Source organism: Sodalis sp. RH19 (assembly GCF_047324215.1).
In the GTDB taxonomy this organism is placed as follows: Bacteria; Pseudomonadota; Gammaproteobacteria; order Enterobacterales; family Enterobacteriaceae; genus Acerihabitans.
Genome location: NZ_CP178734.1, coordinates 456,435 through 481,062, shown reverse-complemented (window position 1 = coordinate 481,062; position 24,628 = coordinate 456,435). Strand labels below are relative to the sequence as shown.

General features: G+C 59.3%; 21 protein-coding genes, 6 tRNA genes, 3 other RNA genes and 1 pseudogene. 12 read left to right on the top strand and 19 right to left on the bottom strand.

Going from position 1 to position 24,628, the window contains the following annotated elements; all coding sequences use genetic code 11:
* Window positions 1-16: 16 nt before the first annotated feature.
* From ACL2XF_RS02260 to gltX, 3 genes are all read right to left on the bottom strand, one after another.
* Window positions 17-92 (bottom strand) — tRNA-Ala (locus tag ACL2XF_RS02260).
* Window positions 93-158: 66 nt separating this feature from the next.
* A tRNA-Ala gene (locus tag ACL2XF_RS02255) sits at window positions 159-234 on the bottom strand.
* Window positions 235-360: 126 nt separating this feature from the next.
* Window positions 361-1,770 (bottom strand): glutamate--tRNA ligase, encoded by a 1,410-nt coding sequence (gene gltX, locus ACL2XF_RS02250; protein ID WP_413727917.1) that lies wholly within the window; start codon window positions 1,768-1,770, stop codon window positions 361-363.
* 247 nt (window positions 1,771-2,017) lie between these two features.
* On the opposite strand from gltX, the gene ACL2XF_RS02245 reads away from it, so the two are divergent.
* The 7 genes from ACL2XF_RS02245 (at window position 2,018) to ACL2XF_RS02215 (ending at window position 2,945) form a co-directional block, all read left to right on the top strand.
* Window positions 2,018-2,093: transfer RNA gene (locus ACL2XF_RS02245), tRNA-Val, on the top strand.
* 56 nt (window positions 2,094-2,149) lie between these two features.
* Window positions 2,150-2,225: transfer RNA gene (locus ACL2XF_RS02240), tRNA-Val, on the top strand.
* A gap of 41 nt (window positions 2,226-2,266) precedes the next feature.
* Window positions 2,267-2,342, top strand: a tRNA-Val gene (locus tag ACL2XF_RS02235).
* Window positions 2,343-2,359: 17 nt separating this feature from the next.
* A tRNA-Lys gene (locus ACL2XF_RS02230) sits at window positions 2,360-2,435 on the top strand.
* A 44-nt stretch (window positions 2,436-2,479) separates the two neighbouring features.
* A non-coding RNA gene (locus tag ACL2XF_RS02225) (RtT sRNA) lies at window positions 2,480-2,605 on the top strand.
* A 44-nt stretch (window positions 2,606-2,649) separates the two neighbouring features.
* Window positions 2,650-2,775: non-coding RNA, RtT sRNA (locus ACL2XF_RS02220), on the top strand.
* 44 nt (window positions 2,776-2,819) lie between these two features.
* A non-coding RNA gene (locus tag ACL2XF_RS02215) (RtT sRNA) lies at window positions 2,820-2,945 on the top strand.
* Between the two features lie 38 nt (window positions 2,946-2,983).
* On the opposite strand, the gene ACL2XF_RS02210 is transcribed toward ACL2XF_RS02215, so the two are convergent.
* Window positions 2,984-3,886, bottom strand: a complete 903-nt coding sequence (locus ACL2XF_RS02210) for a LysR substrate-binding domain-containing protein (RefSeq protein ID WP_413727915.1) — start codon at window positions 3,884-3,886, stop codon at window positions 2,984-2,986.
* Window positions 3,887-4,003: 117 nt separating this feature from the next.
* Here ACL2XF_RS02210 and ACL2XF_RS02205 point away from each other — a divergent pair, with 117 nt between their 5' ends.
* The 4 genes from ACL2XF_RS02205 (at window position 4,004) to ACL2XF_RS02190 (ending at window position 7,273) form a co-directional block, all read left to right on the top strand.
* On the top strand, window positions 4,004-4,840 hold the full coding sequence (locus tag ACL2XF_RS02205; protein ID WP_413723364.1) for an enoyl-CoA hydratase/isomerase family protein: 837 nt from the start codon (window positions 4,004-4,006) through the stop codon (window positions 4,838-4,840).
* Window positions 4,841-4,858: 18 nt separating this feature from the next.
* Window positions 4,859-5,266, top strand: a complete 408-nt coding sequence (locus ACL2XF_RS02200) for a nuclear transport factor 2 family protein (protein ID WP_413723365.1) — start codon at window positions 4,859-4,861, stop codon at window positions 5,264-5,266.
* A gap of 2 nt (window positions 5,267-5,268) precedes the next feature.
* Window positions 5,269-5,682, top strand: coding sequence for a carboxymuconolactone decarboxylase family protein (locus ACL2XF_RS02195; protein ID WP_413727914.1), 414 nt, complete (start codon window positions 5,269-5,271; stop codon window positions 5,680-5,682).
* A 622-nt stretch (window positions 5,683-6,304) separates the two neighbouring features.
* On the top strand, window positions 6,305-7,273 hold the full coding sequence (locus ACL2XF_RS02190) for an alpha/beta hydrolase (protein WP_413728753.1): 969 nt from the start codon (window positions 6,305-6,307) through the stop codon (window positions 7,271-7,273).
* A gap of 63 nt (window positions 7,274-7,336) precedes the next feature.
* Here the strand turns inward: ACL2XF_RS02190 and ACL2XF_RS02185 are convergent, their stop codons facing one another.
* On the bottom strand, window positions 7,337-8,161 hold the full coding sequence (locus ACL2XF_RS02185; protein WP_410014141.1) for an SDR family oxidoreductase: 825 nt from the start codon (window positions 8,159-8,161) through the stop codon (window positions 7,337-7,339).
* A 110-nt stretch (window positions 8,162-8,271) separates the two neighbouring features.
* Between ACL2XF_RS02185 and ACL2XF_RS02180 the strand changes: the two genes are divergently transcribed.
* Window positions 8,272-9,192, top strand: coding sequence for a LysR family transcriptional regulator (locus ACL2XF_RS02180; RefSeq protein ID WP_410014140.1), 921 nt, complete (start codon window positions 8,272-8,274; stop codon window positions 9,190-9,192).
* Between the two features lie 18 nt (window positions 9,193-9,210).
* Here ACL2XF_RS02180 and ACL2XF_RS02175 read toward each other — a convergent pair whose 3' ends face one another.
* From ACL2XF_RS02175 to ACL2XF_RS02110, 14 genes and pseudogenes are all read right to left on the bottom strand, one after another.
* On the bottom strand, window positions 9,211-10,734 hold the full coding sequence (locus ACL2XF_RS02175) for a DHA2 family efflux MFS transporter permease subunit (protein ID WP_410014139.1): 1,524 nt from the start codon (window positions 10,732-10,734) through the stop codon (window positions 9,211-9,213).
* 12 nt (window positions 10,735-10,746) lie between these two features.
* Window positions 10,747-11,967, bottom strand: coding sequence for an efflux RND transporter periplasmic adaptor subunit (locus ACL2XF_RS02170; protein ID WP_410014138.1), 1,221 nt, complete (start codon window positions 11,965-11,967; stop codon window positions 10,747-10,749).
* 10 nt (window positions 11,968-11,977) lie between these two features.
* Entirely contained in the window at window positions 11,978-13,441 is a 1,464-nt protein-coding gene (locus ACL2XF_RS02165; protein WP_413723369.1) for an efflux transporter outer membrane subunit, read from the bottom strand.
* A 15-nt stretch (window positions 13,442-13,456) separates the two neighbouring features.
* Complete coding sequence (locus tag ACL2XF_RS02160; protein ID WP_410014136.1) at window positions 13,457-13,903, bottom strand: MarR family winged helix-turn-helix transcriptional regulator; 447 nt, start codon at window positions 13,901-13,903, stop codon at window positions 13,457-13,459.
* A gap of 210 nt (window positions 13,904-14,113) precedes the next feature.
* Complete coding sequence (locus tag ACL2XF_RS02155) at window positions 14,114-14,848, bottom strand: 4'-phosphopantetheinyl transferase (RefSeq protein WP_410014135.1); 735 nt, start codon at window positions 14,846-14,848, stop codon at window positions 14,114-14,116.
* 64 nt (window positions 14,849-14,912) lie between these two features.
* The gene (eutC, locus tag ACL2XF_RS02150; RefSeq protein ID WP_410016757.1) at window positions 14,913-15,719 is read right to left on the bottom strand and encodes an ethanolamine ammonia-lyase subunit EutC; all 807 of its coding nucleotides are present in this window, start codon (window positions 15,717-15,719) and stop codon (window positions 14,913-14,915) included.
* Window positions 15,720-15,761: 42 nt separating this feature from the next.
* The gene (locus tag ACL2XF_RS02145; protein WP_410014134.1) at window positions 15,762-17,141 is read right to left on the bottom strand and encodes an ethanolamine ammonia-lyase subunit EutB; all 1,380 of its coding nucleotides are present in this window, start codon (window positions 17,139-17,141) and stop codon (window positions 15,762-15,764) included.
* Window positions 17,142-17,154: 13 nt separating this feature from the next.
* Complete coding sequence (gene eat, locus ACL2XF_RS02140; protein WP_410014133.1) at window positions 17,155-18,540, bottom strand: ethanolamine permease; 1,386 nt, start codon at window positions 18,538-18,540, stop codon at window positions 17,155-17,157.
* Window positions 18,541-18,779: 239 nt separating this feature from the next.
* Complete coding sequence (locus ACL2XF_RS02135) at window positions 18,780-20,294, bottom strand: ABC transporter substrate-binding protein (RefSeq protein ID WP_410014132.1); 1,515 nt, start codon at window positions 20,292-20,294, stop codon at window positions 18,780-18,782.
* Between the two features lie 12 nt (window positions 20,295-20,306).
* Window positions 20,307-21,317, bottom strand: coding sequence for an ABC transporter ATP-binding protein (locus tag ACL2XF_RS02130; RefSeq protein WP_410014131.1), 1,011 nt, complete (start codon window positions 21,315-21,317; stop codon window positions 20,307-20,309).
* A complete protein-coding gene (locus ACL2XF_RS02125; RefSeq protein WP_413727913.1) occupies window positions 21,314-22,306 on the bottom strand; it encodes an ABC transporter ATP-binding protein in 993 nt (330 codons plus the stop codon). Before ACL2XF_RS02125 ends, ACL2XF_RS02130 begins: the two co-directional genes overlap by 4 nt.
* The gene (locus ACL2XF_RS02120) at window positions 22,303-23,148 is read right to left on the bottom strand and encodes an ABC transporter permease (protein WP_410014129.1); all 846 of its coding nucleotides are present in this window, start codon (window positions 23,146-23,148) and stop codon (window positions 22,303-22,305) included. Before ACL2XF_RS02120 ends, ACL2XF_RS02125 begins: the two co-directional genes overlap by 4 nt.
* The gene (locus ACL2XF_RS02115; RefSeq protein ID WP_410014128.1) at window positions 23,145-24,083 is read right to left on the bottom strand and encodes an ABC transporter permease; all 939 of its coding nucleotides are present in this window, start codon (window positions 24,081-24,083) and stop codon (window positions 23,145-23,147) included. The genes ACL2XF_RS02120 and ACL2XF_RS02115 overlap by 4 nt, the downstream gene beginning before the upstream one ends.
* 23 nt (window positions 24,084-24,106) lie before the next feature.
* A pseudogene (locus ACL2XF_RS02110) lies at window positions 24,107-24,520 on the bottom strand (alpha/beta fold hydrolase); the annotation flags it as partial.
* Window positions 24,521-24,628: the final 108 nt, after the last annotated feature.

Sequence of the window (24,628 nt, the reverse complement as noted above, 5' to 3'; positions counted from 1 at the left end):
GCCGGTTTTTTTAATTTGGTGGAGCTAAGCGGGATCGAACCGCTGACCTCTTGCATGCCATGCAAGCGCTCTCCCAGCTGAGCTATAGCCCCAACGTACTTCCTGGGTAACACGAACACCGTCGTAACACATCATCATATCAGGCCAATCGAGGTGATTGGTGGAGCTAAGCGGGATCGAACCGCTGACCTCTTGCATGCCATGCAAGCGCTCTCCCAGCTGAGCTATAGCCCCGTACCCGACACATCATGTCTGGTGGACGGGGCGCATGATATGAAACCCGGCAAACAGTGTCAACGGCTAATTGAAATTAACGCATCAAACGCTGAAAAAGCCGTCAAATCCTCGATAACGAACGGTTTATCCGGCGCGCTGGGCGATATAGTCCAGCGCCTTATCGATACGGGCCAACGAACGTGACTGTCCGACGGCATGGACGGTGACATCCAGCGCCGGCGACTGGCCCGCGCCGGTGACCGCCACGCGCAGCGGCATCCCTACCTTGCCCATGCCCACGTTGAGCTCCGCCGCCGTCTCCTCGATAGCGTTATGCACGTGTTCAGGCGACCACGACGTCAGGGCGGCCAGTTTGGCGCGCGCCAGCACCAACGGCTCGCGGGCCACCAGGCGCAGATGTTTTTTGGCCGCGTCGGCGTCGAACTGCTCGAAATCCTCATAGAAATAATGGCATGAGGCCGCCATTTCTTTCAGGGTCTTGCAGCGATCGCCGAGTAATGTCACCAGCTCCGCCAGTTGCGGCCCATTGCGGGTATCAATGCCCGCTTGTTCCATATGCCATACCAGGTGGGTGGCGACGTATTCCGGCGGCAGATGATTAATGTAGTGGTGATTAAGCCACAGCAGCTTTTCGGTATTAAAGGCGCTGGCCGATTTGCTAATATCGTCCAGGGTAAACAGCTGCTTCATTTCTTCGATGGAGAAAATTTCCTGATCACCATGGGACCAGCCCAGGCGCACCAGGTAATTCAGCAGGGCCTCAGGCAGGAAACCGTCGTCGCGGTACTGCATTACGCCCACCGCGCCGTGGCGTTTGGACAGCTTCTTGCCGTCGTCGCCCAGGATCATCGAGACGTGGGCATATTCAGGCACCGGCGCGCCCAGCGCCTTGAGAATATTGATCTGGCGCGGCGTGTTGTTGATATGATCCTCACCGCGGATAACATGGGTGATTGCCATATCCCAGTCGTCAATCACCACGCAGAAATTATAGGTGGGCGAGCCGTCGGTACGGCGGATAATCAGGTCGTCAAGCTCTTGGTTGCTAAATTCAATCGGGCCGCGAATCTTATCATTAAAGATAACCGAGCCGTCCTGGGGATTGGCGAAACGCACCACGCAAGGCTCGGCATCGTCATGCTGTTCATGGCTGTGGCGGCAGCGGCCGTCGTAACGCGGTTTCTCGCCGTTGGCCATTTGCTGCTCGCGCAGGGCTTCCAGGCGCTCCCTGGAGCAATAGCATTTATAGGCGGTGCCCTGCACCAGCATGTCGTCGATCACCGCGTTATAACGGTCGAAACGTTTGGTCTGGTAGTAGGGACCTTCGTCCCAATCCAGGTTCAGCCAGTTCATCCCGTCCATAATGGCGTTGATAGCTTCCTGGGTGGAGCGCTCAAGATCGGTATCCTCGATACGCAGCACGAACTCCCCGCCCTGGCTACGGGCAAACAGCCATGAATATAAAGCGGTACGGGCGCCGCCGACATGAAGATAGCCGGTGGGGCTGGGCGCAAAACGGGTTTTAATTTTCATCAGGAACACTGCCTTATTACGCATGGCTGACAGTCGGGAGCAATACTCCCGGCCGGTTATAAAAAGTGGACAATATTCTACCACTCCAGCCCGATTCCTCAACGCTGTTCCACTTTTGCTGCTCCTTTTGCAGAGATTAAAGGCGCAAACCCGTTCATCTTGACTAATTTTACGACGAACACACTTTTTACTTTCAAAAATCGTTGACTCACTTGGCAGTATCCCTATAATGCGACTCCACACGGCGGGGTGATTAGCTCAGCTGGGAGAGCATCTCCCTTACAAGGAGAGGGTCGGCGGTTCGATCCCGTCATCACCCACCACTTAATTTTCTAAGTGGCTCCGCTGTGAGAAATAGAAGTAATACGCGGTAAGAAGTGGGTGATTAGCTCAGCTGGGAGAGCATCTCCCTTACAAGGAGAGGGTCGGCGGTTCGATCCCGTCATCACCCACCACTTCTTAAGTCGGTATTGTTTTGATGTTCGTTTACAGAAATGGGTGATTAGCTCAGCTGGGAGAGCATCTCCCTTACAAGGAGAGGGTCGGCGGTTCGATCCCGTCATCACCCACCATTTCTGTCCTTTTAAGTGGGTCGTTAGCTCAGTTGGTAGAGCAGTTGACTTTTAATCAATTGGTCGCAGGTTCGAATCCTGCACGACCCACCACTTTCAAGAATACCCCCCAATCTTCAAACCAAGCCAATACTACAATATTTCGCGCGTCGTGCGGATTTGAACCTGCGCAGGTTCGGGTCGAGCGCAGCGAGACAGCGTTGCCGCCAGGCGACGACCCGAAGGGCGAGGCCAGCGGCCGAGTCATCCTGCACGACCCACCACTTTCAAGAATACCCCCCAAACTTCAAACCAAGCCAATACCTCAATATTTCGCGTGTCGTGCGGATTTGAACCTGCGCAGGTTCGAGTCGAGCGTAGCGAGACAGCGTTGCCGCCAGGCAACGACCCGAAGGGCGAGGCCGGAGGCCGAGTCATCCTGCACGACCCACCACTTTCAAGAATACCCCTCAAACTTCAAACCAAGCCAATACCTCAATATTTCGCGCGTCGTGCGGATTTGAACCTGCGCAGGTTCGAGTCGAGCGCAGCGAGACAGCGTTGCCGCCAGGCGACGACCCGAAGGGCGAGGCCAGCGGCCGAGTCATCCTGCACGACCCAACAGCTTTCGTTCCGGGGTGACACTGGCCCGATAACTTCAGCTATACCGCCGCGGTTTTGCTGCGTAAAAAATCGAGCACGGCTCTGGTTGCTGCGCTGATGTGCTTATCACGGTAATAGTAGGCCCAGAAGCCCTGATAGACAGGACACCACTCCTGCAACAAAGGCACCAGCTTCCCGCTATCAATCTCTTCCTGTAAATGGTGCTCGACCCACATGGCAATACCCAGACCCTCTGTTGCGGCCCGTACCGCTTCACGCCGATCATTGATGGTCAGTGGCCCCTGTACTGCAAGGGTGATTTTCTCGCTGCCTTTACTGAACTCCCAGTTATAAGGCGAGGCATCAGGCTGCTGCCGCCAGTTAATACATCGATGGCGAGCCAGGTCTCTGGGGTGTTCTGGTGTTCCATTGGCCGCAAGGTAATCGGGGGAAGCCACCGGAATTTGTCGTAGTGCAGGGCCAACCGGAAAGGCGACCGTTTCCGGGTGTATGTATTCACCTAAGCGAAAACCAATGTCATATCCCTCACTGACGATGTCGATCCAGGCATCGTCCAGACGAACTTCCAGAGTGATTTCCGGGTATGAGGTATGAAATGTCGCAAGACGAGGGGCGATCAGATCTTTCCAGGCAACGCGCGGCATAACGAGCCTGACATTCCCGACCGGGTGTTCACGTTGCCAGGATAGTTCCCGGGTTGCGGCTTCAATTTCCTGAAACGCCAGGCTCAGGCGTGCCAACAGTTGTGCCCCCTGATCGGTTGTGGACACACTTCGAGTGGTACGATGAAAAAGCTGGACCCCGGTCCGCTCCTCCAGGCGACGAATGATCTGGCTCATCGCTGAAGGGCTAATCTCCAGCAGACGAGCCCCGCCATTAAAGCTACCGGCTGTCGCAACAGCGATGAACGCTTCGTAGTCTTTAAATAGAGTCGATTTCATAGAGGTGTAAATTATATATCCTAACTGACATAGTTAATTGAAAATAACGGCGATTATCATTTTATTTATAATATGTATGCTTGTCGACACACTAGACACACTAATAGGAGAACCTTGATGCCTGACAAGCGATATTCCACCCTGCGTAAGCAACTGGATGATGGCGTGGCCACTGTCACGTTTGACAATCCTCCCCTCAATCTCGTCACCCCTGAAGTGATCGGGGAACTGACACTACTGCTTGAGGAATTGCGAACGGATGATAGGGTACGCACCATTGTGTTCGACAGTGCTGACCCCGATTTTTTTATCGGACATGCGGATCTCAACCTCTTTCTCGGCCCCCGTGATCGGGTGCCGCCGAAAGGCAACACACTCAACCCACTGCAAACCCTTCTGGAAACACTGCGAACGCTGCCTAAGGCCACTATCGCTATGCTTGACGGGCGTGCAGTCGGGATTGGGCCGGAGTTTCTTACCTCCTGTGATATGGCTTTTGCCTCTGATCGCTCGGTCCTGATGCAATTCGAGGTGGCTATGGGCGTGCTGCCTGGTGCAACGGGCTCACAGCGCCTGCCACGCCTACTGGGACGTATGCGGGCACTTGAAGTGATTCTGGGATGCGATGAAATCGCCGCTGATGTGGCTGAACGTTATGGCTTTATCAACCGTGCGATGCCAGTGGCCGAGCTCAAACCCTTTGTGAAGAGGCTAGCCCACCGGATTGCAACTTTCCCGGCGCAGGCTATCGCACTCACCAAAGTGGCGGTGGATGCTGCCGATCATCTGCCGATCCATCTCGGCCTGCTCGAAGAGAGTCATACCCTTAATCAGACGCTGGTGAGTGGCGAAGCTCAACGCCGGATGAAATCGTTTCTCGCTATGGGAGCGCAGACGGTGGAGTTTGAGAAAAACGACTTCGCCAGTTCGCTCGACAAGCTGCAATCTTCCTAATCGGAAAGGAGATATCACATGATCCACTTAACACCCAGGGCAGCGATGCAAAAGCTGGTCGATGATATTTCGAGTGATAACTGGCACGAACTGCACATGCTGTATGCACCTGACGCAGTTGTCCGCCATCCCATCGCACGTGATGAGCGCTCGTTGCTGCAAGGACGTAAAGGCCTAAAACAGCATTTTGAACGTTTTTTCGCCACAGGAGTGAAATTGCGTGCGACACCGATTCATTTCATTGATACCACGGACCCCGAACTGGTGATCGGTTCCTTCACCTACCACGGTGAAAAGGGTTTTGGGATGGAACATTTTGATCTGGAAGCGTGTTTCATCTGGCGGGTCCGTGATGGATTGATTCTTGACACGACCGATTACCTCAGCCCTCCGGTGCCGCCCCGTGACCAAACACAGGAGAAATAAACATGACACAATCCGCTATTAACCTCAGCCAGACCACCACTGAACGTCGTCAGCGAGGTGAGGAAATCATACGTCTACTGACCAATGGCGCACCGCAGCCTGCTTCACTGGATGCACTGGAACGTGACTTCCCGTTTCTTTCAAATGCCGTGAGTGCATTCGCGGTTGGTGAAATTTTCGATCGCACCGGCGTGTTGGACATTCGCACGCGTCAGATTGCGCTTTGTACGGCTTTCGCAGCGCTGGGTCTGACGGATTTTTTGAAGATTCATGCCGGTTATGCCCTCAATCACGGTGCCAGCGAAGAAGAAATTAAGGAAATCGCCAATATCGTGATTATTCCGGGTGGTTTCCCCCGGGCCATCATGGCTTCGCAGGCAATTTCAGCGTTACTTGCGGAGCGCAGAAAGGACTGACGACCAGACGCTCATGCAGAACGCACTACCATCAGGCTGTGCGTTATTTTTTGGGAAATATGTTTCCCCCGACTCATGGCTTTTGAACTTAATTGATGGATGTCATAACCATCTTCTGGCCCGGCGGTACCTTACAGTAAAACCCACTGTGGGAGGCGATATATTTTGTCATCGGGCCAGAAACAGGCTGGCATAGCTGTCGGATGTGTATACTGCTTTCAGCGAACACAGACCGAAAATTAATCTGATTAAATGTTTTTTAAACATGTACCTATCCCACAAGCGGCGCCGTCAATCGGCTCGCGGGGAACGCGAGCGGCTGGGGTGGCTAAAAAAAACTTATTAAATAGCTTGCTATTTAATATCGAGTTAACTAAATTACCTCCAGGGAACTTAGCAAGGCCGGAAAGACCCAGTTAACCTCCAAGACACCGCACCTGTGCTAACGTTTTCAGGACAGAGTTACAACCAATTAAATAGTGTGCTATATATTATTTCACTATTTAATGATGCGTGTAGCATAACCGCCACCATCGCCCCCGGCGATACCTTTTATCACACAAGGAAATTTATCATGAACAAATTAACCACCCTGTTTACCGCTTCACTGTTGACGCTCGGCATGAGCAGCGCGTTTGCCGCGGGCCAGACCTCCGCCGCCGATCGCCAGGTCCAGGCGTTCCTGAACGCGTTGAACAGCCAGGGCGGCAAACCCATGGAGCAGCTTTCGCCGCAAGATGCACGCCAGGTATTGGTTGATGCGCAAGCCAACGCCAAGCTGCCGCCGGCCGATGTCAGCGAAAAAACCATTAACGTCGACGGGAAGGATATCTCCCTGACCATCGTCAAACCTGCCGGCGCCAGCGGCACGCTGCCGGTATTTATGTTCTTCCACGGCGGCGGCTGGATCCTGGGCGACTTCCCCACCCATGAACGCCTGGTGCGTGATTTGGTCGTGGAATCCGGAGCGGCGGCGGTATTTGTAAATTACACGCCTTCCCCAGAAGCGCATTATCCGGTGGCCATCAACCAGGCCTATGACGCAACGCGCTGGGTAGCCGAACATGGAGCGGAAATCGGCGTCGACGGCTCACGTCTCGCCGTGGCCGGCAACAGCGTCGGCGGCAATATGGCGACGGTGGTGGCGCTGATGGCAAAAGAAAAAGGCGCGCCGAAAATCCGTTTCGAAGCCCTGATGTGGCCGGTGACCAACGCGAATTTCGATACTGTTTCCTATAAAACCTACGCCAACGGCCATTTCCTAACGCGTAATATGATGAAATGGTTCTGGGATGCTTATACCAAGGATGTCGCGCAGCGCAAGGATATTCACGCCTCGCCGCTGATGGCAACCCCGGCCCAGTTGAAAGGCCTGCCGCCGACGCTTATCCAAACCGCCGAGCTGGACGTACTGCGCGATGAGGGTGAAGCCTATGGCCGCAAACTGGATGCCGCCGGCGTAGACGTTACCATCACCCGTTATAACGGCATGATCCATGACTTCGGCTTGTTAAACCCGTTAAGCCAGGTGCCGGCGGTGCGTTCCCAAGTCCTGCAGGCCGCGACCGAACTGAAAACCCATCTGCAATAAGCACTCCGTTGATGACCACCCGGGAGCCTGATGGCTCCCTTTGCGTTATCCGCAGCCGGGCTGTCAGCAAAATCTTTCCCGCATAAAAGCAATATACTCATCCTCGGGCAATTCGCGCCGGGCGCGGATAAATCCCCGGCTATCGTCCCCGATCAGATAACGCAAACGATCCGACCCATCGGTGGCCGCCTCATGGATAACCTTGGCCACATCCAGCGCACTGATGGTCCTGGCCGCGCCCAGCGCGGCAAATGCCCGCTGCGTCTTGGCGATAAAAAGCGCGTAATCGGTTAATCCTTTATCCTGGGCTTGATATTCGCCCTGGCGCTCGACAAACCGGGTTTCCGTCACGCCGCCGTGCGGGATAACCAGTTTTACGCCGATGCCCACCGCCGCCAGCTCATAGGCCAGCGCTTCGCTAAACCCCTCCAGGGCAAATTTACTGGCGCAATAAAGCGAAATCATCGGCAGGGTGAACAGGCCGGCGCCGGAACTGAGATTGATAATAGTGCCGCTGCCCTGGCGGCGAAAATGCGGCAGCAGCGCCCGTGTCACCGCCATGACCCCGAAAACGTTGACGGCGAACTGCCGCTGGATCTGGGCCTCGGTCACGGCCTCAAACAGTCCGAACTGGCCGAAGCCGGCGTTATTGACCAGCGCGTCGATAGCGCCAAAGCGTTGCATGCCGGCGTCGATGGCGTCGCCGATGCTGTGCGCATCCTCCACATCCAGCCTGGTCAGCAAGATATTATCGCGCCCGGCCAGCGGGGATTCCGGCTGCGGGTGGCGTAGCGTGGCGACCACGTTCCAGCCTTGATCGGCAAAATAGCCGGCGGCGGCCAGGCCGATGCCTGAAGAGGTGCCGGTGATGAGCAGGGTTTTTGCCATGGGTGACAGACTCCGTTGGAAAGGCGTGAATGCCTGCGGCCAGCATAAATCCGTTGAAAGCATGCAACAATAGGCCTAATTTGACATGATTTGATGCAGGAAATAGCACAATGAAGAATACGGCATTGTTCGAACTGCAGGCTATAGACGCGGTGGCGTCGGCCGGCAGTTTCCGTCAGGCCGCCAGCCAGCTCGGCATTTCACCGTCGGCGCTTAGCCACCGGGTGGCGACGCTGGAAAGCCGTCTGGGGGTGCGTCTGTTTAACCGCACCACCCGCAGCGTTTCATTATCCCAGGCTGGCGAACAATTGCTAAACCGGGTGCGCCCGGCGCTCAATGAAATCGATGCGGCCATGGAGGGCGTCAACCGGTTTCGCCTGACGCCGTCCGGGCGCCTGCGGCTCAATACCGCCGAAGCGGCGGCCAGGATGATCCTGCGGCCGATCGTGCTGGAATTTTTGCGCCGTTATCCCGATATGACGGTGGAGATCGTGGCCGACGGCCGGCTGGTGGATATCGTCGCGGAGGGCTTCGACGCCGGCATCCGGCTGGCGGAAAGCGTGCCGCTGGATATGATTGCCGTGCCCTGCTCGCCGCCGCTGCGTTTTCTGGTGGTGGGCGCGCCGGCGTATTTTGCCTTATACGGCCGTGCGCAGGAGCCGGGCGAACTTGTCCGGCACCGCTGCCTGCGCAGCCTGCTGCCCAGCGGCGCGCCGCTGCATTGGCAATTTGAACGACGGGGCGAAAAGCGGGTGGTGAATGTGAGCGGCCCGCTGACGCTGGATAACCAGCCGCTGATGATCGACGCAGCCCTGGCGGGCGCCGGTCTGGCCTGGGTGAGTGAATCGGCGGCGGCGCCCTATCTGTTGTCCGGCGCGCTGTCGCCGGTACTGGAAGACTGGTGTCCGCGGTTTGCGGGGCTGCGCCTGTATTATCCGGGACACCGGCTGGTGCCGGCCGGTTTACGCATGTTTATCGATCTTATCCGTGAAGTCATGGATAGTCATGGCGACGCCCGGACGCCGCCATGAAGAATGCGCGCAATGACGTTAGTGTGCCCCGCCCCCGCCGCCCTGGGCGCTGAACGGCGGTTTCGCCAGCCAGATAACCAGGATCAGGGCAAAAAACATCCAGCCCAGCAGGGTAAAGTAGTCAATGGTGGAGAGCATATACGCCTGGCTTTCCACCAGCTTATCCAGTTGCGCCATGGCAGTCTGGCTGGCGCCCCCCAGCCCGGCGATGTACTCCTGGGTGTTGGCGCTGTAGGGCGTGATGTTTTCCGTCAACTGCGCATGGTGGAAAATTTCACGCCGTTGCCAAATCCAGGTGGTTAACGAAGAGGCAAAACTGCCGCCCAATACGCGCAGGAAGGTTGCCAGTCCCGATCCGTCGGCAATCTCCCTTGGCGACAGGCTCGAGAGCAGGATACTGGTGGTCGGCATAAAAAACAGCGCCACGCCGATCCCCATAAAGCCCTGGATCATCGCAATATGATAATAATCCACCTGGGTGGTGAAATCAGCGCGCATAAAGCAGCTGACGCCGATCACCAGGAAGGAGCCGCCCGCCAGCAGCCTGAGGTCGAACTTATGGGCATAGCGCCCCACCAACGGCGACATGAATACCGGCAGTATGCCGATCGGCGCCGCCGCCAGCCCCGCCCAAACCGGTGTGTAGCCTAATTGGGTTTGCAGCCACTGCGGCAGTAACAGATTGATGCCGAAAAAGCCCGAATACCCCAATACCAGCGCCAGGGTGCCGAATGAAAAGTTGCGGTAGCGGAACAGTCGCAGATTAACGATGGGATGTTTATCGGTAAACTCCCAAATCACCAGGGCTGTCAGCGAGATAGCGGCAATCAGCGCGCCGATGATAATAAAGTTGGACCCAAACCAGTCCAGGTCGTTTCCTTTATCCAGCACCACCTGCAGCAGGCCGACGCCCACCACCAGCAGGCCCAGGCCGATATAATCTATAGGCTGGTGCTCCTGCTCCTCCGGGCGCCCCTTTAACTGGGCGAACACCAGCATGGCGGCAAATATACCTATGGGTACGTTGATAAAGAAGATCCACGGCCAGGTGTAGTTATCGGTAATCCAGCCGCCCGCCAGCGGACCGACAATGGGCGCCACCACCGTCACCATGGCCAGCAGCGACAGCGCCATCCCCCGCTTGGCGGCGGGATAAATCGACAGCAGCAGGGTCTGCGCCATGGGATACAGCGGACCGGCGAAGAACCCCTGCAAGGCGCGGAAAATGACCAATTGCGTCATGCTTTGCGAAATACCGCACAAAAACGAGGTGATGATAAACAGCAGCACCGACGCCAGGAACAGTTTGGTCTGGCCGAAGCGCCGCGACATCCAACCGGTCAACGGCAGGGCGATGGCGTTGGAGACCGCGAACGAGGTAATAACCCAGGTCCCCTGCTCCGAGCTGACGCCCAGATTGCCGGAAATGGTCGGCAACGCCACGTTGGCAATCGTGGTATCCAGTACCTGCATAAATGTCGCCAGCGACAGTCCGATGGTGGCCAAGACCAGGCTGGGCGGACGAAACGATTGTTCACTCATGGCGACTCCGCATTAATTTTTACCCTGGCCGGCGGCCATGGCCTGCTCGCCATTTTCATGGATGATGCGGGCCACCAGCTTATCGGCTTCCACCAGTTGATGGTCGTAGACATCGGTGGCGAAACGCGGCTGCTCTTGCGGATTAACCGCCAACACGGGGCCGTCCTGGTTGTGCAGGTTCACGGTCACGTTGGTGGACAGCCCTATGCGCAGCGGGAATTTATCCAGATGATCGGGCTCCAGGCGAATGCGCACCGGTAAACGCTGGACAATCTTGATCCAGTTGCCGCTGGCGTTTTGCGCCGGCAGCAGCGAGAAGGCGCTGCCGGTGCCGACGCCCAGGCTTTCGACCTTGCCGCGATAGGCGACATCGCCGCCGTAAAGGTCGGCATCAATTTCCACGGGCTGGCCGATGCGCATTTTCACCAGCTGTGTTTCCTTGAAATTGGCGTCGATCCAGATTTGATCCAGCGGCACTACCGCCATCAGGGCGCTGCCCGGCTGCACGCGGCTGCCGACCTGCACGGAACGCTTGGCCACATAACCGCTGACCGGCGCCACCATGGTGCTGCGCACATGATCCAGATAGGCCTTGCGCAGCTGGGCGGCCGCGGCCTTCACATCGGGATGGGAACTGATGGTGGTGTCGTCCACCAGGGCAAACGTGGTGCTTAACTGCTGCTGGGCCGACGTGAGCGAGGTTTCCGCCGAGGTCAGCGCGTCGCGTGAATGCGACAGCTCTTCCTGGGATATCGCCCCGTCGCGCGCCAGGTTGGCCCGCCGCTGGTAGTCGTCCCGGGCGCGCTGCAGCTGGATCTTGCTCGCCGCCACCATGGCCTTGTAATTATCCACATTGCTGTATAATCCCCGCACCTGGCGCACGACCTTGGCCAGATTGGCCTCGGCGCTTTCCTGGTTGACGATGGTATCGCTGGGATCCAGGCGCACCAATACCTGGCCCTGGCGGACAAAGTCGCCGTCATCGGCGGCGATGGCGGTAACCGTACCCGACACCTGCGGCGTAATCTGCACCAGATTGCCGGAGACATAGGCATCATCGGTGGATTCAAAAAAACGGGCGTGCAGCCAATAATAAAGGCCAAAAGCAATAGCGGCCACAATAATTATCGCCATTAAAATCAACAACATCAGTCTGCGCTTACCCGACTTCGCCGGCGGATTGACCGGCGCGGCGTTGTTATCTGTTGGAGCGTTGGTGGAATTCTCAGCCATAAAATAGTTCTCAGTGTGCTTGATTCATGGCCACGTTTTGCGCGGCATTGGAAGAAACGGAAGAATGAAAGCCGCCGCCCAGCGCCTGCATCAGCAAGATGGCGGTGTCGGTACGATCGGCATTCAACGCGGCCAGCTGACGCTCGGCCTGGATAAGCTGTTGTTCTACGCTCAGGGCATCAAGATAGTTGCCGACGCCCGCGCTGTAGCGCTGCATGGCATTGCCCCATGAATCATTGGCGATATCCCGCGCGCGCATTTGCTGCTGGATTTGGATATCCAGTGAATTCAGGCGGGTAATGGCATCGCCAATATCCCCCAGCGCCGACACCAGCGACTGGTTGTATTGCGCCACCGCCAGATCGTAATCGGCATTGCTGCCGGCCAGATCGGCGCGACGGCGGCCGCCGTCGAAGATGGGCAGCGACAGGGCTGGTCCAATGCTGAAATAACGTTCTGGCGCGCCAAAGAACGCGTCTCCCACCAGCGATTTGGTGCCGGCGGCGGCGGTCAGGTTAATGTTGGGGTAAAAGGCGGTACGGCTGACCTTGATATCCTTGGTTGCCGCCTCGACCCGCCAGCGCGCGGCCACCAGATCCGGCCGGCGGCCGAGCAGCTCGGCCGGAAGCGTGGGCGGCAGGCTGACGACGGACGGCGCAATCAGCTTCGGCCGCGGCAGGCCGGCGGCGCGATCCGGGCCCTGCCCCAGCAATACCGCCAGACGGATGCCGGCGGCGCGCACCTGCTGCTGGGTGTCGGTCAGGCTGGCTTCGGCCGAGGCCTCGAGGCTTTCGGTCTGTTGATACTGGAATTTACTGTCCAGCCCGGCGTTAAGACGCTTGGAGGCCAGATTCAGCATGGTGCGGGTGCGCTCCAGATCTTTTTGCGCCAGATCCTGCATCGCCCAGGCCTGGCCCAGGGTGTTGTAGGCGCGCGCCACGTCCGCGGACAACGTCAGCCTGGCCGCCTGGCGATCGACCTCCGAGGCGTTGGCCCGACCGACCGCGGCTTCCCAGGCGGCACGCTGCCCGCCCCATAAATCGAAGCTGTAATCGAAGTTCGCCGACAGGGTGCGCAGCGTGGCATATCTTTTACCTTGCCCGGTAGGATCGTCCACCGCGGACATGCGTTCGCGCGTGATGCCGGCGTTAGCATCAAGCGTCGGCATGCGATCGGCCTCGGCGGCCAGGACCGTGGCGCTGGCCTGGCGCGCGCGCGCGTCCGCCACCTGCAGATCGGGGCTGGAACGCAAGGCTTGCTGGATGAGCAGGTTAAGCTGCGGGTCGCCAAGGCTGTTCCACCAGTCGGCAGCCGGCCAGCCGGCGCTGGACAGGGTATTGGCCTTCAGCGTGTTTTCACTGTGCAGGCTGGCGACATCAAGCGTCCGGCCTTCGGTATGTAAACCATTCGGCAGGGCGCACCCCGCCAGGATCAGCGAGCAGAGCAACGGTAATAAACGAATGCGCAACGGCATAGTAAAATTTACTCCTTAAATACCGGCAGGGATCGCCAGCTTCTTCAGCAGGCGATCGAATTCATTAAGTTCTGAGGGTGTCAGGGGCGCCAGTAAATCATTAAAGGACTTGAGCGCTATCTGCGGGATCTGCCGGCAAAACGCATGCCCCTGCTCGGTCAGCGCCAGATGGAATTGACGTCGATCGGTGGTGCTGCGCACCCGCATGATCATCTTTTTATTCTGCAGCCGGTCCAGCATGCGCGACATGGCGCCGCTATCAAGGGAGATGCAGCGGCATAGCTCCGCCGACGTGGTTAAACCGTCCCGGTTCATCATCAACATGACCTTGAACTGGGCGGCGGTAATCTCGTAGGGTTCCAGATAGCGTTCAAGAATACGATCCTTGCACAGGTTCAACCGGTGGATTTGCCGTCCCCAGGCATAGACCTTATCAATATCGTCAGCGGAAAAATGGTCCATAATAATCTTTGCCTAGGCAGCTATTAGGCGGGGGACTATACTGCGGCTAAAGTACGTAAACAACCGTCAGTTTTGTAACCAAATATTTACACATGGAGAAATCGGCCGGCGCGGGCTTTTCCACATGGAGAAAAGCGCACTATTTGGTAAACCGACCAGCCTCGTTGGTAAACCGGCCAGCCTCGCCGGGCCAGCAGCAGCCGCAGGATCTCAGTCGTTGCCGATCGCCAGCACCGTCAGCACATCCTCCTCCCTGACGGCATAACCGCATTCAAACAGCATGCCCACCGGCAGCGCGGGCGTCAGTTCGACCTGCAGCTCCAGGGTGATGCGGTTGCCGGCCAGGCGGACCACGCGCGCGTCGAGAAAATCGAAGTAACGCTTGACCGAGGGATACAGCGCCTTGAACAGGCTCTCCTTGGCGGAAAACGCCAGGGTCAGGGCGACGGCGAAAGGCAGTTCCAGGGTGGCGAAATACTCGCGCTCCCAGGCGCTGATGATACCGGGCCACAGTTCCAGCGCGCGGGGACCGTTAATCAGTGTTTCGATATCTACGCCCAACCCGGATACCGGACGGCCTGGGCGCCGCCAGCCTATACCGATGGCCAGCGTGCCGTGATGGGTCAGCGCGCCCTGCACGTCGTCCGGCCAGGCCGGCGCCCGGTCTTCCCCCGCCAGCAAATCGAAATGGCGATAGCCCGCATCCTCTAATACGCGTCCGGCGACGATGCGCCCCGCCAGATACTCCCCGCGCCGTTTAACGGCGGCGCCGGCGATTGACGGCGGCAGCCTGATACCCCGGGCGGCAAAATCCTCATCGTGATATAAGGCGATGTCAAAGCGACAGGACCAGGCCCGCGCCGGCGCAACCAGGGTAAGCAGATCGGCGGGGCCGAACGGCAGTCCCTGGTCCACGGATAAAATACAGGAAACAGGGTGGCTCATATCGTGAAGGTATCCTTATCGGGTCAAACGCTCAGGAAAACCGGCGCTATCCGCATAAGTATAATCACATTTTGCCCGGCAGGCGTTCGGCCTGTTTAAACAAGGGCTTAATCAGGCCGTATAAGGCCGGATTGTCGCTTTCATCCTTCAGCGCGATGCCCGATAAACGCCGCTGCCCGGCCTGTTCAAGCAGCCATGCCAGTTTAAAGGCCGCCTGGGGATAATCCAGCCCCTCGGGACGGATATTGGAGATACAGTTGCGTTCCGACTCCAGGCGCCGGATATGGGGCTCCCAGGTAAAATAGATGCCCAGGCTGTCAGGCGAGGATAAGCCGGGCCTCTCGCCAATCAGGATTGCCACCGCCCGCGCCTGCAGGCAGGCGCCGATATCATCCCCCAGGGCCACCCGCGACTGGTGTGCCAGCACCACCGGCGCCATTTTCAGCCCCAACAGCGCCAGGTAAGGCGTCAACGCGCGGATAAACGGCACCGCCTGGCGATGTACCGCCTTCGAGGACAGGCCGTCGCCGACTACCAGCAGGATATCGGCCTGTTTATCCGGATACGCGGTTAACATCTTGCGGCTGTCGTCGCCAAGACGGCGGCCCAGGTCCGGCCGGCAAAGATAGGTCTCCCGGTTTTGCGCCGCGCTGTGCACCGTAAGCGTGGTTATGCCATCCGCTTCCAGCTGTCGCGCCAGCGATTCGCTGTCAAAGGGTTGATGCACCGCGTCGCGGGCCTGGGCATGGGCCAGCCCGAAGTTGAGCAGTTCACGGGTAGGCAGGCTGGAGCCGGAACGGCCGAGCGCGATGCGCGCCGCGGTAAACTCCCGCAGGCCCTCCCAGGGGTTGGCATGGACGCTATTGCCCACCGGATATTTGCCGGCCGGCGGCGGGACAGTTTTACTCATGGCTCACTCCAGGACATGATGTTGCAGCAGGGGATGCTGGCCGCTGGTGTCGCGCAGCATCCCGTCGGCGTTGATAATCTGCATACGCTGCAGCCAGGCGGAAAACTCCGGGGCATGTTTGAGCCCGAACAGCTCGCGTACATACAGGGCGTCATGGAACGACGTGCTTTGATAATTCAGCATGATATCGTCCGCGCCCGGCACCCCGATCAAGAACGTCAGCCCGGCGGCGGCCAGCAGGGTCAGCAGCGTGTCCATATCATCCTGGTCGGCCTCGGCATGATTGGTATAGCAGACATCGCACCCCAGCGGCACGCCCAGCAGCTTGCCGCAAAAATGATCTTCCAGCCCGGCGCGGATAATCTGTTTGCCGTCATAGAGATATTCCGGTCCGATAAATCCCACCACGGTATTGATAAGCAAGGGTTTAAAGCGGCGCGCGATGGCATAGGCGCGGGCTTCGCAGGTCTGCTGATCGACGCCGTGATGGGCATTGGCCGACAGGCAACTGCCCTGCCCGGTCTCGAAGTACATCACGTTGTCGCCCAGCGTGCCCCGGTTCAGGCTCAGCGCCGCCTGCCGGGCTTCATCCAGCAGCGCGAGGTTGATGCCGAAACCGGCGTTGGCCGCCTCGGTGCCGGCTATCGACTGGAAGACCAAATCTACCGGCGCGCCGCGCTCAATCAGCTTGATGGTATTGGTGACATGGGTCAGCACGCAGGATTGGGTGGGAATGGCAAAACTGCTGATCACGTCATCGAGCATATAGTTGAGTTTTTCCAACAGCGGCAGGCTGTCGCTGGCGGGATTGATGCCGATCACCGCATCGCCGCTGCCATACAGCAAACCGTCGAGCATGCTGGCGGCGATGCCTTTGAGATCGTCGGTGGGATGATTGGGCTGCAGCCGGACGCTCATATGGCCCGGCAGGCCGATGGTATTGCGAAAGCGGGTGATCACCCGGCATTTTTTCGCCACCAGGATCAGATCCTGGTTACGCATGATTTTGCTTACCGCCGCGGCCATTTCCGGCATGATGCCCGCGGCGACCTGGGTCAGGCGGGCGCTGTCGGTGCGCTCGGACAGCAGCCAGTCGCGGAAATCGCCCACCGTCAGGTGGGCGATGGGAGCAAAGGCCGCCGCGTCGTGACCGTCGATAATCAGGCGCGTGACCTCATCCGTTTCATAAGGAATAAGCGGCTGCTGCAAAAATACCGTCAGCGGCACATCCGCCAGCGCAATGCGCGCCGCCATACGCTCCTCGGCGCTGCCGGCGGCCACTCCGGCCAGGTAATCGCCGGAACGCGCCGGCGATGCCTTGGCCATCAGTTCGCGCAAATCGGCAAAACGGTAGCTGCGATGACTTAGCGTGGCGTGAAACATCAACCCTCCGGGATCAGTCCGATAACGTCAGCTGCGGATCCGGCGCCGCCGCGTCGCGGGCATAACGCGTCAGGCGGAAATAGGCATAACCCAATAACATCATTATGGCGAAAATCATAAACAGCATTTGATTGTAATAGATCATCGCCACCAGGCAGATGACCGCCATCACCAGCGCCAGCGCCGGGGCAAACGGATACAGCGGCGCGCGGAACGGGCGGATAAGCCGGGGTTCAAGGCGGCGCAGTTTAAACAGCGACGCCATGGAGATGATATACATTACAATAGCACCGAATACCGACATGGTAACGATGTTGGCGGTTAACGGCTGGCCGCCGATGATAATCAGGGAATCGGAAAAAATCGCCGCGATGCCCACCACGCCGCCGGCAACGATCGCCAGATGCGGCGTGCGAAAACGCCGGTTGATCCTGGAGAGCGGTTTCGGCAGGTAGCCGGCGCGCGCCAGGGCGAAAATCTGGCGCGAGTATCCCATGATAATACCGTGGAACGACGCAATCAGCCCGAACAGTCCCAGCCAGACCAGCATATGCAGCCAGCCGCTGCTGCCGCCGACGATAATCTTCATCGCCTGCGGCAGCGGGTCGTTGATATTGGCCAGTTTGGTCCAGTCGCCCACCCCGCCGGCAAACACCATCACGCCGAGCGCCAGCGCCGTTAAGGTCAGGATGCCGCCGATAAAGGCGCGGGGAATGGTGCGCTGGGGATCCTTGGCCTCTTCGGCCGCCATGGAGGCGCCTTCAATGGCGAGGAAAAACCAGATGGCAAACGGAATGGCGGCAAAAATACCGGAAAACGCGCCGACGCTGAAGTGTTCCGCGCCGGCCCAGCCGCCGCGGGTAAAGTTGGCCAGGTCGAAGCCCGGCGCCACCACGCCCATAAACACCAACAGCTCAAATATCGCCAGCAGGGTGACCAGTAGCTCGAACGTGGCGGCGATACTGACGCCGAGAATATTCAGCGTCATAAACACCAGATAGGCGGCCAGGGCCACCCAGCGCGGTTCCAGCGCCGGAAACTGCACGTTAAGATAGGCGCCGATGGCCATGGCGATGGCCGGCGGGGCAAAGACAAATTCCACCAGGGTGGCGAAACCGGCAATAAAACCGCCGGTGGGACCGAACGCGCGATGGGCGTAGGCGAAGGGACCGCCCGCATGGGGTATGGAGGTGGTCAGTTCGGTGAAGCTGAAGATAAAGGCGCAATACATGGCCGCCACCGCCACCGCGGTGACCAGGAAGCCCAGCGTGCCCGCCTGGGCCCAGCCGTAGCTCCAGCCGAAATACTCGCCGGAAATCACCAGGCCCACGGCGATGCCCCACAAATGGAAACTCCCCAGCGTACGCTTCAAAACCGGTGCCACTTTTGTGCTTTGCATAATGGTGTCCTAGGCTATGTAAGTATTTGTAAAGGTGCAAAGGTCATACCACATCAGCGGAGCACGGTGAATTGAGGCCAATATGCTGATAAAACAGCCGAATCGTTGATTAAAGCGCCGGCCGGGAGGCATAAACACGGGCGCCATGATGCTTTTTGGTGCAGATAAAGGGGGAATTCACCGCCGTCTGACGCGTGCCGGTGCAGGGAGCATGCGCATGTCCGCCCCCTGCCCTCGGGCTAGAGCTTATCGGTATCCTCAAGCGCGAAACGTCCCAGCGGATTCTGGTAAAAATCCTTGATATTCTTGCGGCTGACGTTGCGATAGGGGCTGTAATATAAATCGATCCAGTTCACGTCCGCCTTGGCCATTTTTTGCAGGTCGATATACATCTGCTGCCGCTTGCCGGCATTCATTTCCACCCGCGCCGCGGCCACCAGATCCTTGACCTTATCGTTATGATAGCGGGTCATGTAATTCATATTGGCGTCATGGCCCAGCACAAAGGTGGTTTTCTGATCCGGATCGAGGATATCGTTGGTCCAGTACATCACCGAAATATCATATTCGCCCGCCACCAGCATATCCCAGCTCTGGCTTGGGTCGACCTTTTGCAGGTTCACCGTTACCCCGGCCTTGGCCAGTTGCTGTTGCAGCAGAATGGCGATCTGCTCGTCCACCTCATCCCCGGCGTTGACGACATAATTCAGCTTCAGATCCGACGCGCCGGCGGCCTTAAGCATCTGCCTGGCTTTCTCGGGATCGTAGGGACGCTGCAGGTTGTCCGCATAATGAAACAGCGCGCCCTCGGGAATATAAGAGTTGGCGACATGGCCGAAACCGAAGGTCACGGTATCGACAATGGCTTTTTTATCAATGGCGAAATCCAGCGCCTGGCGCACCTCGACCTTGGCCAACGCGCCATGCTCGTGGTTAATCAGCAAATGATCCTCGCGGGTGGATCGATCCAGATGCACGTCCAGGTTGGGGTCTTTTTGCAATGACGCGATGCGGGAAAACGGCACCGATAGCGCCGCGTCCAGCTCACCCGCCTGCACTTTCAGCATGCGTGTGTTGTCGTCCGGCAGCGTCAGCCATTCCACGCCGTCCAGCTTGACGCGATCCGCCTGCCAGAAATAGGGGTTCTTCACCAGCACCACCTTTTCGCCACGGGTCCAGGACTTGACGCTAAAGGCGCCCGAGCCCACCGGTTTTTCGGCAAACGCCTCCTCGCCCATGGCTTTCACCACTTTTTCCGGCAGCACCGACACATTCGGCAGCGCCAGCTGCGAGAGGAACGGCGCGGACGGCGTTTTCAACGTTACCACCAGGGTGTGGGGGCCGGTGGCTTCGGCTTTATCGATGACGCTGTAGGAGTCGCGCCATAAGGACCCTTCATTATCGCGGATGCGCAGCAGGCTGAACACCGCATCCTGTGCGGTCACCGGCGACCCGTCGGAGAATTTGGCATCGCGCATCTTAAAGGTATAGACCTTGCCGTCGGGGGAGATTTCCCAGCTTTCCGCCAGCCCCGGCTCCAGGCGCGTGCCGTTTTTATCCACCCGCACCAGCACGTCGAATACATTGGAAAACACCCAGTTATCGGCGTTTTGCGCCGACTTAATCGGATCGAAGGTCGTGGAATCCTCGCGCCGGCCAATGCTCAATACCCCGGCGGCTTCGGCGATTTGGCCGACCGCGCTGAGCGCCAGAAAGACCGCGGCGGCGGCAACGTTAAAATGCTTACGCTTCATGGTTAACATACCTCATTGAAAAGGAAAGTCGGCTTCGCCGGTATTTCTGTCGAGCACACAGGCAAAAGCATGGTCGGCAACATGCCGGGTATCAGGGGTGGAACCGGTACGGCAAGCGGGTCGGGCATAACGGCAGCGGGGATGAAAGGCGCACCCCGGCGGAATGGCAATCGGGCTGGGCGGTTCGCCGGCCAGCGGCTCGGCGGGCAACGGCAGATCGGGGTTGATTTCCGGAATGGCCGCCACCAGCGCCGCGGTATACGGATGGCGCGGCAAATGGAATACCGATTCCACCGGGCCTTCCTCGACAATACGTCCCAGGTACATTACGGCCACCCGATCGCACAGGCGGCGGACAATGGCCAGATCGTGGGCGATAAACAGTATCGCCAGCCCCATGCGCTCACGCAGATCCATCAGCAGATTGATAATCTGCCCCTGGATGGAGACATCCAGCGCGGCAACGCATTCATCCGCCACCATCAGCCGCGGCTCCAGCGCCAGAGCGCGGGCGATGCCGGCCCGCTGGCACTGCCCGCCGCTCAGGGCGCCCGGCCGCTTATCCGCCTGCGCCGGCTGCAGCCCCACCAGCGTCAGCAGTTCGGCCACCCGGGCGGTTATCGCCCCCGGCGGCACTTTGCGATGCACGCGCAGCACTTCGGCGATGGCGGCGCCGATGGTCTGGCGGGGATTGAGCGATGAAAACGGGTCCTGGAAAATCATCGCCGTCTGCCGGCGCAGGCGGGCGATATCGCTCGTCAGGCCGTGGGTTACGTCGCGGCCGTCGAAACGTACGCTGCCGCCGGTGCTTTTCTCCAATTGCAGGATGGCGCGGCCGAGCGTGCTTTTACCGCTGCCGGACTCGCCCACCAGTCCCAGGGTTTCACCGGGGTGGATACGCAGCGATACGCCGTTCACCGCCTGAACCCGCGGCCGGTTCCAGCGCAGCGGATTGCCGCCGGACAGGGGAAACGACACCCGCAGCTCATCGACTTCCAATAATGGATAGGCGTTGGTGATCATGATCCCTCCCGGTGGGTTAACGCATGCAGAGGATAAAAACAGGCCGCGCCGTGGGCCGGATCGCCGCGCGCGGCCAGCAGCGGCGGTTGCACGGACGGGCATGCCTCGCCGGCGCGCGGACAGCGGGTATGGAACCGGCAGCCCGGCGCAAAGCCATCCGCCGACGGCGGCTGGCCGGCGATGGTCTTTAAACGGCCGCCGCCGCCTTCGCTCACGGGCTGGCAATCGATCAATCCCTGGGTATAAGGATGCAGCGGCTGCGCCAGTACCCGGCGTTTGTCGCCGACCTCGCACAATCGGCCGGCATACATCACCGCGATCCGATCGCAGGTTTGCGCCACCACGCCCAGATCGTGGGTGATCATAATAATGGCCAGGCCCAGCCGGTCGCGCAGATCCATTAATAAACGCAGGATTTGCACCTGTACCGTCACATCCAGCGCGGTGGTCGGCTCATCGGCAATCAGGATTTTGGGTTCGCAGGCCAGCGCCACGGCGATCATCGCCCGCTGGCGCATGCCGCCGGAGAACTCATGCGGGTAATGATCCACCCGCCGTTCGGGATCGGGGATGCCCACCCGGCGCAGCAGGCCGACGGCCGCCGCACGCGCCTCCCGCCGCCCGGCGCCGAAATGGGCGCGGCGGCTTTCGGCGATCTGCCCGCCGACGGTCATCACCGGGTTAAGATGGCTGGCGGGATTCTGGAAAATCATGCCCAATTGATGGCCGCGCACCCGGGTCATCTGGCGGGGATCGAGGGTCATGATATCGGTCTCGCCCAGCCACGCCTCGCCGCCGCCCATGGTTAATCCTTCCCCAGGCAGCAGCCGCATCAGCGCCCGGCAGGTGACGGTTTTGCCTGAACCGCTTTCGCCCACCAGGCCGAGCATTTCGCCCGCCGCCAGGGTAAAGGAAACATCCTCCACCAGGGCGGTGCCCTGGCGGTTGTTGACGGTCAGGTGATTGACCCGCAGTACCGGCGCGCTCATGGCCGTGCCCCCAGTTTATCGCCCAGGCCATCGGCCAGCAGGCTGAAGCCCATCGCCAGCAGCACGATGGCCAGTCCCGGAAAAGTCGTGATCCACCAGGCGGTGGTGATGAAGCTCTGCCCTTCGGCAATCATCACCCCCCACTCCGCCGTCGGCGGCTGTACGCCGAGGCCGAGATAGCTCACCGCCGCGCCGTTCAGCAACACCAGCACGCAGTCCGACATGGAAAACACGATGGAGCCGGTCAGGGCATTGGGCAATAAATGGGCGAACAGAATGCGTCCGTGGCTAAACCCCAGGCTGCGCGCCGCCAGCATAAAGTCGCTATGCTTGAGGATCAGGACCTGCGAACGCACCAGCCGGGCGTAGGAAACCCAGCCCACCAGCGCCATGGCGATATAAAAGCTGCCCAGCCCCGGTCCGATAATGGCGATAATCGACAGCATCAGCACCAGGAAGGGAAATGCCAGCACAATGTCGATGCAGCGCATGATAAAGGCGTCGACGGGACCGCCGAGATAACCGGACAACGCCCCGACGATGGTGCCGATGGTAAACGGAAACACCACGCCCAGCAGGCAGATCTGCAAATCGACGCGCGCCCCCCAGAGGATCCTGGAGAAAATATCGCGGCCGAAGTTATCGGTGCCGAACGGGTGCGGCAGGCCTGGCGCCAGCAGGCGCGCATCCGCATTCTGGTAAAGGGGATCGAAGGGCGCGAGCCAGGGGGCGAGCGCCGCCAGCACACACCACATCAGCAGGATACCCATGCCCGCGCGCAGCGCCGCTCGCCGGGGTAGCCAGCGCACGGAAAAATGGCGGACGGCCTGGACGGGCATCATAATGTGACCCTCGGGTCCAGGGCCACGGTCAGCAGATCGGCCAGCAGGTTGACCAGCACCGTCGCCAGGGCAAACACCATTACCACGCCCTGCACCACCATATAGTCGCGGCTGAATATCGCCTTGACCAACAGCTGGCCCATGCCGGGGATGGCAAAGACGCTTTCAATCACCACCGTACTGCCGATAAGCCAGCCGATATTCACCGCCAGCAGGTTGACCGTAGGCACCAGCGAGTTAGGCATGACATGACGCCAGAAGATACGTCCCTCCTCCTGCCCGCGCGCCCTGGCGGCGGTGACGTAATCCGCCTTCAGCTCCGCCAGCAGGCTGGCGCGCAGGTTACGCGTCAGCACCGCCGACAGCGCCAACGCCACCGTCAGGCAGGGCAGCACCAGGTGATGCAGCCTTGCGCTCCACGCGTCGCCATAACCGGAGACAGGAAACCAGCCCAGGGTGACGCTGAACAGCAGGATCAGCATAATGCCCAGCCAGAACGCCGGAAAACCCAGTCCGGCGGTGGAAAGCAGCCGGATAACCTGGTCGGCGGCGCTCCCCCGCCGGCGGGCGGCGACGGCGGCCAGCGGCACGGTGAGCAGCAGCGCCAGCAGCACGCTGCCCGCGACCAGGCACAGCGTGGGCTCAATGCGGGTCATAATCAGTTTCAGGGTATCGACGCGATAGACAATGGAGCGTCCCAGCTCGCCGTGCAGCAGGTTAGTGAGAAAATAGCCGTACTGTACCCATAATGGCTGATCCAACGCATACTGGGCGCGAATACGCGCGATCGCCGCCGGGGTGCTGCGCACCCCCAGCAGAATGCGCGCCGGATCGCCCGGGATGGCGCGCACCAGCATAAAGGTGATGATGCTGATGCCCAGCAATACCGGCACCAGTTGCAGCGGACGGAACAGGACAAAGCGATAACGGTGCATTCTCCCTACCCCCTGCCGCGTTGATGGGGTATATCCGCCGCGGTATTTTCCAGCATCAGGCGTTTGATTGCACCTAGATGGTGCAATACCACCTCGATGCCCAGCCAGCCGCCCCAGGAATGACCGAGCAGATGCACCCGATCCAGTCCCATGGCCCGGCGTACGGTGTCCACTTCACGCACATAGCGCGCCATGGTCCATAATCCGGGCAGATCCGGCCGATCGGACCGGCCGGTGCCCAATTGATCAAACGCCACCACCCGGTAGCCGTGGTTGCTGAGGCAGGGTTGCGCTTCGCGCAGGTAGTCGCAGGGCAGCCCCGGGCCGCCGTTCAGGCACAGCGCTGTCTCGTCGCCCGCGCCGAACTCGTAGGCCGTCACCCGATAACCGTCGACCTCAATATCCACTTGCCGGTCAGGCCTGATCTCACTCCACATATCTCCCCCGGTGCTTGCCGGCGGCCCGCGCCACGCCGCCATGATGATGTCTTTACGCTACGCATAAGCCGCGGCGCTGAACAGTTAGTAAAAATGCTAGGTTTCGCC